Below are 15275 nucleotides of genomic sequence, written 5' to 3' on the forward strand. Positions count from 1 at the left end.
TCAACGCGGCAGGTGCAGCGCTCCGTCGGCGGCCTCCACGAGGCCGTCGGCGATGAGCGAGTCGATGGCCCGGTCGCGCTGACCCGGGTCGGGCCAGTCGGCCAGCACGTCGTCGGCGACGGCGACGTGACCGACGGCATCCCGCAGCACCTTCATGACGGCGCCGCGCGCCTGACGGTCACTGCCCTCGAACCGCGCCTGCTTGCGACGCTCGTCGCCCGTGTCGGGGTAGCCCGCCGCCCGCCACGCGCATGCCTGCGCGATCGGGCAGGCGTCGCATCGGGGTGACCGGGCGGTGCAGACGACGGCCCCCAGCTCCATCGCGGCGGCGTTGATGACCGCGGCGTCCCCGTCGTCCTCGGGGAGGACGGCCGTCATCGCCGCCAGGTCGCGCTTCCCGGGCGCTCCCGGCTGGGACCTGCCGTCGACGGCGCGCGCCAGCACGCGCCGCGTGTTGGTGTCGACGACGGGATGCCGGTCCCCGAAGGCGAACACGGCGACGGCCCGCGCGGTGTAGTCGCCGATCCCCGTCAGCGCCAGGAGCGCATCGACGTCCCGCGGCACCGCCCCGTCGTGCCGATCGCGGATCTCGGTCGCCGCGCGGTGCAGCCACAGGGCGCGCCGGGGGTAGCCGAGGTTCGCCCAGAGGCGCACCGCATCGGCGGGAGGAGCCGCCGCCAGGTCGGCGGGCGTCGGCCAGCGTGCGAGCCATTCCTCGAGGCGGGGGATGACACGCGCCACCTGCGTCTGCTGGAGCATGAACTCGCTCACGAGCGTGCCCCAGGCGCCGAAGCCCTCCCGCCGCCACGGCAGGTCCCGGGCGTGCTCGCGGTACCACGCGATGAGGGGCGGGGCGAGGTCGGGCACGGCGTCCAGCCTAGGCTGGAGGTCATGCAGCAGGACCACGGGGCGAGTGCGCGGGGCGGGATCCTCCTCGTCGACAAGCCGGGCGGACTCACCAGCCACGATGTCGTCGCACGCGCCCGCCGGGCATTGCACACCCGCAAGATCGGCCACGCCGGGACGCTGGACCCGATGGCGACCGGCCTCCTCGTGCTCGGCGTGGGCCACTCGACCCGACTGCTGACCTACGTCGTCGGACTCGACAAGACGTACGAGGCGACGATCCGCCTCGGCGTGACGACCGATTCCGACGATGCCGATGGCACGGAGACCTCCCGGACGGACGCGTCGGCGACCTCGGACGACGCCATCCTCGACGGCATCCGGCCGCTCACGGGACCCATCTCGCAGGTGCCGAGCACGGTCTCGGCGATCAAGGTCGCGGGACGACGGGCCTACGACCTCGCGCGGGCGGGGGAGCAGGTGGAGCTGCAGGCGCGCGACGTCGTCGTCAGCAGGTTCGACGTGCTCGGCATCCGACGCGGCGACCGCACGATCGACGTGGACGTCGTCGTCGACTGCTCGAGCGGCACGTACATCCGCGCGCTGGCGCGCGATCTGGGTGCGCACCTCGGCGTCGGCGGTCACCTCACTGCACTCCGGCGCACCCGGATCGGTCCCTTCTCGGTCGCGGATGCGGTCGCCGAGGTGGCCGCGGATGCCCCGCTCCTGCCCGCGGCGGAGGTAGCGGCATCCCTCCTCGGCGCCTTCCACGTCACCGCGGACGAGGCCCGCGATCTGCGGCACGGCAAGCGCCTCGTCGGCGCGGCGACGCGACTCGGCACCGAGACCCCGGCGGCGATCGACCCGGCCGGCGAGCTCGTCGGCATCCTCGGTCGCCGAGGCGACGACGTCAAGAGCCTCATGAACATGCCCGAGGAGCAGCCGTGATCCTGTGGTTCACCATCGGGCAGATCGCCGTCGCGTGCGCGGCCGGCCTGCTGTGCACGGCCCTCGGGCTCGCGGGACGTCGGCCGAGCGATCTGTCGGTCGGCACGCAGGCGCTCGTGCTCCTCCTGCTCATCGTCCAGGTCGTCATCGCGATCATCGCGCCGTTCGCGGGCAACCCGCCGACCGGGGACCTGCTGGAGTTCTGGGTCTACCTGGTGTCGGCCGTGCTGATCCCGCCTGCGGCCGTCGTCTGGGCGCTCATCGAGCGAGGACGATGGAGCACCGTCGTCATGGGGGTGGCGGCCTTCGCGATCGCCGTCATGCTGTGGCGGATGCAGGTCATCTGGACCGTGCAGCTCGCCTGAGTCCTGCGATCGCCGTCCCGGGGCGGACGTAGGATTGGTCTGCCATGCCTGAGACCGCGTCGACCCCGCCCGCCTCGGCGGCCCTCACCCCGAAGCCGCGTCGGATGACCGGCGTCGGGCGCGTGCTGGTCGTCGTCTACGCGATCATGGCGCTCGGTGCGACGGGGCGCTCGTTCGTGCAGATCGTGCGGGAGTTCGACGAGGCCCCGCTCGCCTACACCCTCTCGGCGGCGGCTGCGCTCGTCTACATCCTCGCGACGCTCGCGCTGATCTTCAGCGCGTCCGAGCGCTGGTACCGGCTGGCCTGGATCGCGATCGTCTTCGAGCTCGTCGGCGTCCTCGTGGTGGGGACGCTCTCGCTCACGCACCCCGAGCTGTTCGACCACCCCACCGTCTGGTCGGGGTTCGGCATCGGCTACCTCCTGATCCCGCTCGTCCTGCCCTTCCTGGGACTGTGGTGGCTGATCACCCACCGCACGCCCACCGCTCCGCGCGAGGTCGCGACGTGATCGTCTTCCGTGACCCGTCGGAGGTCCCGGCGGACTTCGGGCCGAGCATCGTCGCGATCGGCAAGTTCGACGGCGTGCACTCCGGCCACCGCGCGGTGATCGACAGGGCGCGGGTCACGGCGATGGATGCCGGGGCCCGGGTCGTCGCGGTGACGTTCGACCGCAATCCGCTGGCGCTGCTGCGCCCCGACCGGTGCCCGGAGGCGCTGGTCAGCGTCGACCAGAAGATCGCCCTCCTCGCCGACTCCGGTGTCGACGCGGTGCTCGTGCTCCGCTTCGACGAAACGCTCGCAGCCCTCGCCCCCGAGGAGTTCGCGCAGCGGATCCTCGTCGACGCACTCGGCGCCGTCTGCGTCATGGTCGGCGTCGACTTCCGGTTCGGGCGCGGGGGAGCGGGCGACCCTGCGTTCCTCACCTCGTTCGGCGAAACGCGCGGCTTCACCGTCGACGTCGTCGGCGACGTGCAGGGCGGCGGCCGGCGGGTCTCGTCGACCTGGGTCCGGGAGCTGCTGGACGCCGGTCAGGTCGAAGACGCCGCGCGTCTGCTCGGCCGCCCCCATGCCGTCCGCGCGGAGGTCGTGCACGGCCTGAAACGTGGCCGCGAACTCGGCTATCCGACCGCCAATCTCGCCCCTGACGCCGAGGGCTTCGTCCCTGCGGACGGCGTCTACGCCGGGTGGCTCGTCGACGAGGGGACGGATGCCGGGGGCGTCCGGCCCGCGACGCGCTACCCGGCCGCGATCTCGGTCGGGACGAATCCGACCTTCGACGACGTCCCGGTCCGCCAGATCGAGGCCTACGTCCTCGACGAGACCGACCTCGACCTCTACGGTCACACCGTGCAGGTGCAGTTCACGGCCCGCATCCGCGGTATGGTCCGCTTCGAGGGGATCGAGGCGCTCATCGCCCGCATGGACGCCGACGTCGCCGAGGTCCGGGCAGCCCTGCGCCCCGGCGCCTGAAGAGCCCTGCGCCCCGGCGCCTGAAGAGCCCTGCGCCCCGGCGCCTGAAGAGCCCTGCGGCTCCGCTGGTCAGTACGACGTAGCGTCGACGTCGCCGGTCGCCTGCTCGCCCGCGTCGATGCGACGCGCTTCGCCCAGGATGACGGCGCTGCCGCTCGTGCCGAGGCGCGTGGCGCCGGCCTCGAGCATCGCGAGCGCATCGGCGTGGCTGCGCACCCCGCCGGAGGCCTTGACCTCGACGCCCGCACCGACGGTGCGGCGCATGAGCTGCACGTGGGGGATCGTCGCGCCGCCGCCGGCGAACCCGGTGGAGGTCTTCACGAAGTGCGCCCCGCCCGCCTCGGTGAGGCGGCTGCCGCGTTCGATCTGCTCCTCGTCGAGCAGTGCCGTCTCGAGGATGACCTTGGTGACGCGGCCGTCGGCCGCCTCCACGACGGCGCGGATGTCGGCCTCGACCACGTCGTCGAAGCCCGAGCGCAGTGCGCCGATGTTCACGACCATGTCGACCTCGGTGGCGCCGTCGGCGATCGCCTGACGCGTCTCGGCGACCTTGGCGGCGGTCGAGGTCGTCCCGTGCGGGAACCCGATCACGGTCCCGACGGCAACGCCGGTGCCCTCCAGTCGCGCCACTGCGTAGGCGATGTCGCTCGGACGCACGCACACGCTGAAGACCCGCCATTCGGCGGCGATGTCGAGCTCTGCGTCGACGTCGGCGCGCGTGAGCTCCGGCTTCAGGATCGCGTGGTCGATGGTGGCGGCGAGTTCGCGTTCGGTGGGCATGGATACAGCGTACGCGGCGGCTCGGCACGCCTCGGCTCCGGGCTCCGCGTCGGGGCCCGCGACGCGCTAGACTGGCCTCGAAGGGTCCGTCTCGTCGCCGCAGCTCGCAGAAGCGAGTGCCCGCAGCCGAGACGACCCGGGGAACCACACCCTCGCCGCGACCGACCATCGCGGTCCCGCAGAACGTCGTCTCGGACGACGATCACCGGCATCCGCCGGTGTCACGCTCAGGAGGAGCATGCCGACCACGGCAGCCACCGCCCCGAAGACCGCCGCTCGGCGTCGCAAGGGCTCATCGTCGCGTCGCGATGACGACGCACCCCTCATCCCGATCCTCGCCCGCAAGGTGCGCGAGGTCGAGGCCAAGGCCCAGCGCGGCAAGCTCGGCCCGACGAACCGCGTCAAGTTCCAGGTGATCGCCTTCCTCGTGCGCGAGGAGCGCGCTCGGGTGAAGTCGGCCACCGACATCGCCGACGGCGCCCGCGCCGAACTGCTCAAGCGGCTCGACGGCGTGGCCACGATCCTCGCGAAGACGGCGGCCCGCGACACCTCGCTCATCCAGCTCCTCGAGGTCGACCAGGCGACCTCGCCGGTGGCGCGGCGCATGCGCCGCGACTGGCTGCTGGAGTCGGGGGCCGAGCTCCCCGAGGACGAGCTCATCATCACCGACGTCAAGCCGGTGCAGGCGCCCGTCGTCCCCGACGCGATCGCCGACCGCCAGGTCGTCCCGCCGCAGATCGAGGCGCGGAAGGAGTCCAACCCCTTCCTCGCACCCGACGTGCTCCTTCGCGCTCCCGTCTCGACCCCGCGCCGCCGCCTCGACGGCTGGGAACTGATGGGCCCGCTGTACAAGGCGTTCGAGATGGGCGCCGGCGGCGGATCCGCGACGATGGACCTGCCCCCCGTCCCCGAGTTCGACCGGCTCTCGCCGCGCGGCCTCGACGTCATGGCGCACCAGTCGCGGTTCCTTGAGGCGGTCCGAGGCGGACACCGCAGCTTCCTGCTGGCCGATGAGCCGGGTCTCGGCAAGACGGCGCAGTCGGTGCTCGCGGCATCCGTCGCCGACGCCTACCCGCTGCTGGTCGTCGTCCCCAACGTCGTCAAGATGAACTGGGCCCGCGAGGTCGAGCGCTGGACGCCGCAGCGGCGCGCGACGGTCGTCCAGGGCGACGGCGAGACCATGGACGCCTTCGCCGACGTCTTCATCGTCAACTACGAGATCCTCGACCGCCACCTGTCGTGGCTCAGCTCGATCGGGCTGCAGGGCATGGTCGTCGACGAGGCGCACTTCATCAAGAACCTCACCTCGCAGCGCTCGCGCAACGTGCTGGCGCTGGCCTCCCGCATCCGCGAGCAGGTCCGCGACCCGCTGCTGCTCGCCCTCACGGGGACGCCGCTCATCAACGACGTCGAGGACTTCGACGCCATCTGGCGCTTCCTCGGCTGGACCAACGGCGAGAAGCCCGGCCCGGAGCTCATGAGCCGCCTCGACGAGACCGGGCTGACGCCGGCCGACAAGTCGTTCTATCCCGAGGCGCGCGCGGCGGTCATCTCGATGGGCATCGTCCGGCGGAAGAAGAAGGACGTCGCCGCCGACCTGCCCGACAAGCTCGTCGCCGACCTCCCCGTGGAGCTCGACGACGAGTACGGCCGCTCGATCCGCGCCGCCGAGCGCGAGCTGGGGGAACGGCTCGCGGCCAAGTACCGACGCATCATCGAGGCGCGCGGCGACCGGGTCGTCCGCGGCGAGGTGGACGACGACATCGTGCGCCTGGTCGCCCACGGCGAGCTCGAGGAGTCCAAGGCGTCCGGCAGCGGCTCGGAGAACGTCTTCACGATGGTCCGCCGCATCGGTCAGGCCAAGGCGCAGCTCGCGGCGGACTACGCCGTCCAGCTGCAGCGCTCGGTCGGCAAGGTCGTGTTCTTCGCGAAGCACATCGATGTGATGGATGCCGCTGAGGCGCACTTCGCGTCGGCGGGCCTGCGCACCGTGTCGATCCGCGGCGATCAGACCACGCCGGTGCGTCAGCAGGCGATCGACGCCTTCAACGGCGACCCGGATGTCGCGATCGCGGTGTGTTCGCTGACGGCCGCCGGCGTCGGCCTGAACCTGCAGGCGGCGTCGAACGTCGTGCTCGCCGAACTCAGCTGGACCGCCGCCGAGCAGACCCAGGCGATCGACCGCGTGCACCGCATCGGCCAGGACGAGCCCGTGACGGCGTGGCGAATCATCGCCGCGCACACGATCGACACGAAGATCGCCGAGCTCATCGACAGCAAGCAGGGTCTGGCACAGCGGGCCCTCGACGGCGACGCGGTCGATCCGACCTCGAGCGACTCGGTGCAGCTGTCGGCCCTCATGCACCTGCTGCGGCAGGCGCTGGGCGCCGCCTGACGCGCGACCCGCGGGAACGATAGTGTCGGGGTGAGGCAGCGTCGCCCCGGCACCAACCCGAACCACCAAAGGACCCTCATGAAGATCGGCATCCTCACGAGCGGCGGCGACTGTCCTGGACTGAACGCCGTCATCCGCGGAATCGTGCTCAAGGGCACGACGACGTACGACATCGAGTTCGTCGGCATCCGCGACGGCTGGCGCGGCGTCGTCGACGGCGACTTCTTCCCGCTGACCCGACACGAGGTGAAGGGGCTGTCGAAGGTGGGCGGCACGATCCTCGGCACGAGTCGCACGAATCCCTATGAGGGCCCCCGCGGCGGCGCCGAGAACATCTCCAAGACGATGTACGGCCACCGCCTCGACGGCATCGTCGCGATCGGCGGCGAGGGGACGCTCGCGGCGGCCGACCGGCTGCACAAGGACGGCATCAACGTCCTCGGCGTGCCGAAGACGATCGACAACGATCTGCACGCGACCGATTACTCGTTCGGCTTCGACACCGCGGTCAACATCGCGACGGAGGCGATGGACCGCCTGCGCACGACCGGTGACTCGCACCAGCGCTGCATGGTGGCTGAGGTCATGGGTCGCCACGTCGGCTGGATCGCCCTGCACTCCGGTATCGCGGCGGGTGCGCATGTCATCTGCATCCCCGAGGTCCCGATGTCGATCGACGAGGTCGCCGAGCAGGTCACGAAGGCCCACGACCGCGGCCGCGCGCCGCTCGTCGTCGTCTCGGAGGGCTTCAAGCTGACCGGCATGGAGGAGGCCTTCAGCGACAAGGGGCTCGACGCGTTCAACCGTCCGCGCCTCGGCGGCATCGGTGAGATCCTCGCCCCCGAGATCGAGCGCATCACCGGGATCGAGACCCGTTCGACCGTTCTCGGCCACATCCAGCGCGGTGGGTCGCCCTCGGGGTTCGACCGTGTGCTGGCCACGCGCCTCGGCCTCCACGCGGCCGACGCCATCGTCGACGGCGCCTGGGGACAGATGGTCGCGATGCAGGGCACCGAGATCGTCCGCGTGCCCTTCGCAGAGGCGCTCGGCGAGCTGAACACCGTCCCGCTGCACCGCTACGAAGAGGCCGCCGCCCTCTTCGGCTGACATGGACGGCGCGGAATGACCTCACCCGTGCCGCCCGCCCGTTCGTCGCTCGCACCGCCGCTCCTCGGCGCCGTGTCCGTGGGCGTCCTGACGGCGGTGCAGGCGCGCATCAACGGGCAGCTGGGCGTGCGGCTCGACCACGCCATGACCGCCGCCGTCATCTCCTTCGGCAGCGGGTTGCTCCTCATCACCCTCGTGTGCCTCGCGACCCCCTCGGGCCGCCGGGGCCTCCGCGCACTGGGCCGGGGCCTTGGCGCCCCGGACATCCCCTGGTGGATGCTCATCGGGGGCGCCGGAGGAGCGTTCACGGTCGCGACGCAGAGCATCGCCGTCGGCATCGTGGGTGTCTCGCTCTTCACGGTGGGCCTCGTCGCGGGGCAGGCCGTCGGCGGTCTGGTGCTCGATCGCGTCGGCTACGGTCCGGCAGGTGTCGTGCCGATCACCGTGCCGCGCCTGGTCGGTGGGGTGCTGGCGCTCGTGTCGGTGACGGTGATGCTCGCTGCGGGGGACGGCATCTCGGAGGTCCCGATCTGGATGCTGGCGCTCCCGCTCCTGGTCGGCGTCGCCCTCTCTTGGCAGCAGGCGACGAACGGCCGGCTTCGCGCGCGTCTCGGCACGCCGCTGGCCGCGACCTTCGTCAACTTCGTGGTCGGGACGACACTGCTCGGCGCCGCCGCGGTCGTCGTGACTCTGGTGGACGGTCCGCCGCGCCCGCTTCCGGCGGACCCGTGGCTCTACGCCGGCGGTGCGCTCGGGGTCGCCTACATCGTGATGTCGGCGGCGCTGGTCGCCCGGACCGGCGTCCTGCTCTTCGGCCTCGGCGCGGTGTCGGGGCAGCTCGTGGCATCCCTCGTTCTGGATGCCGTCTGGCCGGCGCCCGCCGGTCCGGGGCTCGCCGTCGAGGTGATCACCGTCGCGATCGCGCTGTGTTCCGTCTTCGTGGCCGCGTTCTGGCGAGTGCGGCGCTGAGGCCCGATCAGCCGGTGGGGGCGGGGCTCGGCGCGGGTGCGTCGGGTGTCGCGGGCGGCTCGGGGGCGGTCGTCTCGACCGGGTCCGGCGCCGGGGAGGGGTCGACCGGCTCCGCCGGCGTCGCGGGGTCGCCGTCGCCCGTGTCCTCCGCAGGATCGCCCGGGTCGGTGCTCCCATCCGCGGGGGGCGGGGCGTCGTCGCCCGGCTGAGTGGGCTGCTCGTCGGGCTCAGCCGGCTGGTCCGGTTCCGCGGGGGCGTCGTCCGTGGTCGAGTCGTCGGTGCTGACGAGATCGGTGTCGTCGGTCTCCGCCGGTGCGTCCGGGGCGGGCGCGTCATCGGTCGCGCGCGGCGACGGCTCGGTCACCGGCGCCGGGTCGTCGGTCCGCGCCGGGTCGCCGCCCGTGGTCAGCGCGAGGACCCCGGCTGATCCGGCCACGATCGCCGCGGTCGCGGCCGCTGCGATCCACACCCCGCGCCGTCGCCGGGATGGCCGACGTGACGCCGGTGGGTCGTCGCTGGTGCCGGGCGAGCGGGTCGAAGTGCTCCCATGCGACGGGATCGGGGCCGTCGCGGGCGGGGGGCTCGCGGCATCCATCACCTGCGTCGCGTCCGCCGCCGATCCGCCCGCTGCGGCTGCCGGGCTGCCTGCGGCGTCCGATCCCGTCGATGCGGCGGCGGAGGCCGCGACGAGCGCCGGACCCGCGGCGAAGACGGCGGTCGGCGCGGTCGACGGTGTCGGTGCGTCCCTGTAGACGGCGGGGGAGGGAGCGCTGGGCGGCTCGGGCGCCACTGCGAGGGCGGCGGTGGCGGCGGCCGGTCCTGCCGCCCACCCGCGAGTCCGCACCGCGACATCCAACGCAGTCGGGCGTTCCTCGGGGGCGATGGCCGTCATCTGGCGGAGGAGTTCCCGCCATCGCTCGTCGACGGACTCGGGGATCTCCGGTGCGTGGTCGAGACGGGCGATCGCGGTGGCGACCCCGGCAGCCTCGGGAAAGGCTCTCCGGCCGGTCAGCGACTCGAGGAGGACGAGACCCAGGGCGTAGACATCGGCCGGGGGAGCCGGCTCGACTCCGCGCACCTGCTCCGGCGCGAGGTAGGCGGCGGTGCCGATGACCTCGCCGGGATTGGTGACGCGCGCCGTGTCGACCAGGTAGGCGATGCCGAAATCGGCGAGCTTCGCCCGGAACTCGTGATCGGGGAGGTGCGAGGGCGCGAGCAGGACGTTCGACGGCTTGACGTCGCGGTGCACGATCCCCGCCGAGTGCGCCACGTGCAGCGCTTCACCGAGCTCGGCGGCCATCGTGGCCGCTGTCGCCGGGCCGAGCGGTGCGTCGCGCAGACGCGTGCTCAGCGTGGGGCCTTCGACGAGCTCCATCACGAGGAACGCCGGATCGGCATCGAGGTGCGCGTCGTACAGCGTGACGAGCGACGGGTGGTTGAGTGCCGCGAGGATGGTGACCTCGCCGCGCGCGCGATCGTCGGTGGCGACGCCGTCGGCGGCTCGGACGAGCTTCACCGCGACCTCGCGGCCGAGCAGCAGGTCGTCGGCACGGAAGACGTCGGCCATGCCGCCGCGGCCGAGCGTGTCGCCGAGACGGTAGCGCCCGCCGAGGACGCGGTCCGCGGAGCCGGTGGGGTCGGGCATGATCATCCTCCGACGGCGGCGCGTGTCGCCGCGCAGTGTTCCATGACGCTATCCCCTCGGCGCCGCGTCGACACCGGCCTTGACGGCATCGACGCGGCCTGCAAGCCCGCTCAGCCCTGCTCGGGCGTGAACGACAGCGACAGCGAGTTCATGCAGTACCGGTCACCGGTCGGCGTGCCGAATCCGTCCGGGAACACGTGACCCAGGTGCGACCCGCAGTTCGCACAGCGGACCTCGGTGCGCACCATGCCGTGGCTCCGGTCCTCGATCAGCTCGACCGCCTCGGGTCGCACCGACTCGTAGAAGCTCGGCCACCCGCAGTGCGAGTCGAACTTCGTCCCGCTCTTGAACAGCTCGGCGCCGCAGGCTGCGCACGCATACAGTCCGGCGCGCTCTTCGTCGAGCAGTTCACCGGTCCACGCTCGCTCCGTCCCGGCCTGCCGCAGCACGGCGTACTGCTCGGGCGAGAGCTCCTCACGCCACTGCTCGTCGGTCTTCTCCACGCGATAGCTCATGTGTTTCCTTCCCTCGCACTATTCAACCGGACGAATCGCCCCGTTGTTCCGGGATGAGGGCCGCGCTCGCGCCTACCGTGGACACGTGCCCCTCTCCGACCGCGACCGCGCCCTGCTCGACTTCGAGTCCCGCTGGCCGTCGCACTCCGGCGAGAAGGAGGAGGCGCTCCGAGCGCAGCTGGACCTGACGCCGGCGCGGTACTACCAGTTGCTGGGTCGGCTGATGGATTCACCGGATGCCGTCGCCCACGACCCCGTGCTGATCCACCGGCTCCGTCGTGTCGAGGCGTCCCGCCAGGCCTCCAGGCGCGGCCGCACCAGGGTTCTCCCCGCCTCCGCCAGATAGCATTCTCGGATGCCCTCCGACACGCCTTCGCCCGAGACGTCGACCGCGTTCCCGCGTGATCGGTTCGATGACCTGCCCGCCGATCGGCGCCGCGTCGGAGCGCACCGCGCCGAGCAGCCGCGCCTGCGCGGGGGGCTCATCCTCTTGTGGTCCGTGATCGCAGTCGTCGTCATCGTGTCCGTCGGCATCGTCGCCACCCTGAGCGTCACCGGCCGCCTCGGCGGCACCGGGGCGGCGCCCACCGCGACGTCGCAGGTGGTCGCCCCGGCGGTGGACACCTCCTATCCGGTCCTGGTGCTGAACGCGACCGATGAGTCGGGGCTCGGCGAGACCGTGCGGCAGCAGCTGCTCGAGGCGGGCTGGGCCGAGGCGGACGTCGAGGCGAGCAACGCGAGCGCGAACGACTTCCCGACCACCACCGTGTACTACGGCGCCGAAGCCGACGAGGCTGCGGCGAGGGGTCTGGCCGATGTGATCGGCGGAGCGGACGTCGAGCTGGACGACACCTATCAGGTGGTCACGGCGCCGTCTGAGGAGTCCGGCGACGCGGACGCGCGGTCGCAGCTCGTGGTCATCGTCGGTCTGGATTTCCGCACCGAGTGATCGTCGTCCGCCGCGATGCGGCAGGCCGTGTTTCGCGGCCGTAAACAGTTCGGTTCACTCGTGTAAGCATTGCCCCGAACGGCTCCGTCGGCTCTGGGCGCGTGGCTAGCATTTCGATGTCCCACAGCTTCAGGAGATTCGCATGACCCAGGGAACCGTCAAGTGGTTCAACGCCGAGAAGGGCTTCGGCTTCATCACCCTCGTGGACGGGCAGGACGTCTTCGTCCACTACTCGAACATCGAGATGTCCGGGTTCCGCGTCCTGGAGGAAGGGCAGTCGGTGGAGTTCACCGTCGGCAGCGGTCAGAAGGGCCCGCAGGCCGAGGCGGTCCGCGTCGTCGCATGACCTGCAGCCGGACACCGCGTCCGGCTATCCTGCACCCGTGACCTCTCCCCGCACGGTGCCCCGCGCCGTGTCAGCCCGCTCCGTGGTGTTCGGTGCCGTCCTGATCGCCTGCCTGCTCACCGCCTGCGCTCCAGTGGGCACGGTCCCCGCCGCCTCGTCGCCCACCGCAACCTCGCCCGCGCCGCGCTCGACGTTCACGCCCCCGCCGCCCACCCGACCGACGACCGCAGTCGCCCCGCTGCGGGGATCCGTGATCCCGATCGAGGCCGCGCAGCGACCGGCGGTGTCGGCCAAGATCGACAATCACTGGGACGCGCGTCCGCAGTGGGGGATCGACCGCGCAGACGTCGTCGTCGAGGAGCTGGTCGAGGGCGGACTCACGCGCTACCTGGCCGTCTGGCAGTCGGACCTCCCCGACCGGGTCGGTCCGGTGCGCAGCATCCGCCCCATGGACCCAGACATCGTCTCGCCGTTCGGCGGCATCATCGCGTACTCGGGAGGTCGAGCACGCTTCGTCGAGATGATGCAGGAGGCGCCCGTCCACAACGCGATCCACGGCGGTGCCGACGATCGCTTCATGTTCCGCACCACCGAACGCCGGGCACCGCACAACGTCATCCTCCGAGCGCCGCAGATCGCGGCGGAGTACAGCGACCTCGACGCCCCCGCCGCGCAGTTCCGCTATTCGTCGTCGGGCTGGGCTCCGCTGTTCGGGGAGGAGTCAGCGGGCCTCGACCTGCGATTCTCAGCGGTGTCCCCACGCTCGTGGCGGTGGGATGCGCGGTCCGGGGCCTACCTCCGTTCCCAGGACGGGCGCCCCGACACCGCCGCCGGCGGCGGCCGGATCAGCGCGGCGAACGTCCTCGTGCTCCGGGTCGCGATCGACGACCGCTACGGCGACGTCCCGAAGACGGTGCTCGTCGGCACGGGCACCGGGGTCCTCTCCAGCGGTGGGTCGGCGCTGCCCGTGACCTGGACGAAGGCCTCGCGCGATGCCCCGATCGTCCTGCGCAACGCCGCCGGCAGCGAGGTGCAGCTCGCCGTGGGCAACACGTGGATCGAGCTCGTCCCCGAGGCGGGGAGCGTGGCCGTCCTCTGACCGGTCGCGTACCGGCATCCGTCCCGGCCGAGCGCGGTGTCGCGGCGGCTTGCACTCCCTAGGGTCGAGTGCCAGAATGATTTAGCACTCACTCATCCTGAGTGCCAGAACTATCCCGCTCCCAGTCCCTGGGGGCACGGTACTGAACCTCACGTCCGGGAGGGACGACACACTTATGGCAAAGATCATCGCTTTCGACGAGGAGGCCCGCCGCGGCCTCGAGCGCGGCCTCAACACCCTGGCCGACGCCGTCAAGGTGACGCTCGGCCCCCGCGGCCGCAACGTCGTGCTCGAGAAGAAGTGGGGAGCCCCCACGATCACGAACGACGGCGTGTCGATCGCCAAGGAGATCGAGCTCGACGACCCGTACGAGAAGATCGGCGCGGAGCTCGTCAAGGAGGTCGCGAAGAAGACCGACGACGTCGCCGGTGACGGCACGACGACGGCCACCGTCCTCGCCCAGGCGCTCGTCCGCGAGGGTCTGCGCAACGTCGCGGCCGGTGCCGACCCGATCTCGCTCAAGAAGGGCATCGAGAAGGCCGTCAAGGCGCTCTCCGACGAGCTGCTCGCCGGCGCCAAGGAGATCGAGACCAAGGACCAGATCGCTGCGACCGCGTCGATCTCCGCCGCCGACCCCGAGATCGGCGAGCTCATCGCCGAGGCCATCGACAAGGTCGGCAAGGAGGGCGTCGTCACCGTCGAGGAGTCGAACACCTTCGGCACCGAGCTCGAGCTCACCGAGGGCATGCGCTTCGACAAGGGTTACATCAACCCCTACTTCGTCACCGACGCAGAGCGCCAGGAAGCGGTCTTCGAGGACCCCTACATCCTGATCGCGAACCAGAAGATCTCGAACATCAAAGATCTTCTCCCCGTCGTCGACAAGGTGATCCAGGACGGCAAGGAGCTCCTGATCATCGCCGAAGACGTCGAGGGCGAGGCGCTCGCGACGCTCGTGCTGAACAAGATCCGCGGCATCTTCAAGTCGGCCGCCGTCAAGGCTCCCGGCTTCGGCGACCGCCGCAAGGCCCAGCTGCAGGACATCGCCATCCTCACGGGCGGCCAGGTCATCACCGAGGAGGTCGGTCTCAAGCTCGAGAACGCCACCCTCGACCTGCTCGGCCGTGCTCGCAAGGTCATCATCACGAAGGACGAGACCACCATCGTCGAGGGTGCCGGTGACGCATCGCAGATCGAGGGTCGCGTGACCCAGATCCGCCGCGAGATCGAGAACACCGACAGCGACTACGACCGCGAGAAGCTGCAGGAGCGCCTGGCGAAGCTCGCCGGTGGCGTCGCCGTCATCAAGGCGGGCGCTGCGACCGAGGTCGAGCTCAAGGAGCGCAAGCACCGCATCGAGGACGCCGTCCGCAACGCGAAGGCGGCCGTCGAGGAGGGCATCGTCCCCGGTGGTGGCGTCGCGCTCATCCAGGCGGGCGAGAAGGCATTCGCCAAGCTTGAGCTCGTCGGTGACGAGGCGACCGGTGCGAACATCGTCAAGGTCGCCATCCAGGCTCCGCTGAAGCAGATCGCCCTCAACGCGGGTCTCGAGCCCGGTGTCGTGTCGAACAAGGTCGCCGAGCTCCCCGCGGGCCAGGGCCTGAACGCTGCGACGGGCGAGTACGTCGACATGTTCGCCGCGGGCATCATCGACCCGGCCAAGGTGACGCGCTCGGCGCTGCAGAACGCCGCGTCGATCGCCGGCCTGTTCCTCACGACCGAGGCCGTCGTCGCCGACAAGCCCGAGAAGGTCGCGGCCCCGGCCGGCGACCCGACCGGTGGCATGGACTTCTGATCCAGTCCTGATCGACCGAAAGGCCCCTCCTCCGGGAGGGGCCTT

16 protein-coding genes are annotated in these 15275 nt (G+C 71.4%); 12 read left to right on the plus strand and 4 right to left on the minus strand.

Features of this window, described 5'->3' with window-relative positions; genetic code table 11:
• A complete protein-coding gene (locus KZX17_RS08930; RefSeq protein WP_248172240.1) occupies positions 1-867 on the minus strand; it encodes an A/G-specific adenine glycosylase in 867 nt (288 codons plus the stop codon).
• Between the two features lie 24 nt (positions 868-891).
• Between KZX17_RS08930 and truB the strand changes: the two genes are divergently transcribed.
• From truB to KZX17_RS08950, 4 genes are read left to right on the plus strand one after another with little or no spacing between them, the layout of a single operon-like run.
• Positions 892-1794: a tRNA pseudouridine(55) synthase TruB gene (truB, locus tag KZX17_RS08935; RefSeq protein ID WP_248172242.1), complete on the plus strand. Its 903-nt coding sequence runs from the start codon at positions 892-894 to the stop codon at positions 1792-1794.
• Entirely contained in the window at positions 1791-2159 is a 369-nt protein-coding gene (locus KZX17_RS08940; protein ID WP_248172244.1) for a hypothetical protein, read from the plus strand. The genes truB and KZX17_RS08940 overlap by 4 nt, the downstream gene beginning before the upstream one ends.
• A 44-nt stretch (positions 2160-2203) precedes the next feature.
• Positions 2204-2668: a hypothetical protein gene (locus KZX17_RS08945; RefSeq protein ID WP_248172246.1), complete on the plus strand. Its 465-nt coding sequence runs from the start codon at positions 2204-2206 to the stop codon at positions 2666-2668.
• On the plus strand, positions 2665-3630 hold the full coding sequence (locus KZX17_RS08950; RefSeq protein WP_248172247.1) for a bifunctional riboflavin kinase/FAD synthetase: 966 nt from the start codon (positions 2665-2667) through the stop codon (positions 3628-3630). The genes KZX17_RS08945 and KZX17_RS08950 overlap by 4 nt, the downstream gene beginning before the upstream one ends.
• Before the next feature lie 69 nt (positions 3631-3699).
• Here KZX17_RS08950 and deoC read toward each other — a convergent pair whose 3' ends face one another.
• Positions 3700-4410 (minus strand): deoxyribose-phosphate aldolase, encoded by a 711-nt coding sequence (gene deoC, locus KZX17_RS08955; protein WP_248172249.1) that lies wholly within the window; start codon positions 4408-4410, stop codon positions 3700-3702.
• Positions 4411-4648: 238 nt separating this feature from the next.
• Between deoC and KZX17_RS08960 the strand changes: the two genes are divergently transcribed.
• From KZX17_RS08960 to KZX17_RS08970, 3 genes are all read left to right on the plus strand, one after another.
• Complete coding sequence (locus KZX17_RS08960) at positions 4649-6805, plus strand: DEAD/DEAH box helicase (RefSeq protein ID WP_248172251.1); 2157 nt, start codon at positions 4649-4651, stop codon at positions 6803-6805.
• Between the two features lie 78 nt (positions 6806-6883).
• Complete coding sequence (locus KZX17_RS08965) at positions 6884-7912, plus strand: 6-phosphofructokinase (protein ID WP_248172252.1); 1029 nt, start codon at positions 6884-6886, stop codon at positions 7910-7912.
• A gap of 15 nt (positions 7913-7927) precedes the next feature.
• Positions 7928-8881 (plus strand): DMT family transporter, encoded by a 954-nt coding sequence (locus KZX17_RS08970; RefSeq protein WP_248172260.1) that lies wholly within the window; start codon positions 7928-7930, stop codon positions 8879-8881.
• A 7-nt stretch (positions 8882-8888) separates the two neighbouring features.
• Here KZX17_RS08970 and KZX17_RS08975 read toward each other — a convergent pair whose 3' ends face one another.
• Complete coding sequence (locus tag KZX17_RS08975) at positions 8889-10526, minus strand: serine/threonine-protein kinase (protein WP_248172262.1); 1638 nt, start codon at positions 10524-10526, stop codon at positions 8889-8891.
• Between the two features lie 110 nt (positions 10527-10636).
• Positions 10637-11041 carry a peptide-methionine (R)-S-oxide reductase MsrB gene (msrB, locus tag KZX17_RS08980; RefSeq protein ID WP_248172264.1) on the minus strand — a complete coding sequence of 135 codons (405 nt, stop codon included), beginning with the start codon at positions 11039-11041 and terminating at the stop codon, positions 10637-10639.
• 85 nt (positions 11042-11126) lie between these two features.
• Here msrB and KZX17_RS08985 point away from each other — a divergent pair, with 85 nt between their 5' ends.
• The 5 genes from KZX17_RS08985 to groL all read left to right on the plus strand — a co-directional run bounded on the left by KZX17_RS08985 (position 11127) and on the right by groL (position 15230).
• Positions 11127-11387: a DUF3263 domain-containing protein gene (locus KZX17_RS08985; RefSeq protein WP_248172266.1), complete on the plus strand. Its 261-nt coding sequence runs from the start codon at positions 11127-11129 to the stop codon at positions 11385-11387.
• A 9-nt stretch (positions 11388-11396) separates the two neighbouring features.
• The gene (locus KZX17_RS08990; RefSeq protein ID WP_248172268.1) at positions 11397-11990 is read left to right on the plus strand and encodes a LytR C-terminal domain-containing protein; all 594 of its coding nucleotides are present in this window, start codon (positions 11397-11399) and stop codon (positions 11988-11990) included.
• A 142-nt stretch (positions 11991-12132) separates the two neighbouring features.
• Complete coding sequence (locus KZX17_RS08995) at positions 12133-12336, plus strand: cold-shock protein (RefSeq protein ID WP_248172270.1); 204 nt, start codon at positions 12133-12135, stop codon at positions 12334-12336.
• Positions 12337-12373: 37 nt separating this feature from the next.
• A complete protein-coding gene (locus tag KZX17_RS09000; RefSeq protein WP_248172272.1) occupies positions 12374-13435 on the plus strand; it encodes a DUF3048 domain-containing protein in 1062 nt (353 codons plus the stop codon).
• Positions 13436-13610: 175 nt separating this feature from the next.
• A complete protein-coding gene (gene groL / locus KZX17_RS09005; RefSeq protein ID WP_248172274.1) occupies positions 13611-15230 on the plus strand; it encodes a chaperonin GroEL in 1620 nt (539 codons plus the stop codon).
• The last annotated feature ends 45 nt before the right edge of the window (positions 15231-15275 follow it).

The sequence above is a fragment of the Microbacterium sp. EYE_78 genome (assembly GCF_023149035.1).
Taxonomy (GTDB): Bacteria; Actinomycetota; Actinomycetes; order Actinomycetales; family Microbacteriaceae; genus Microbacterium.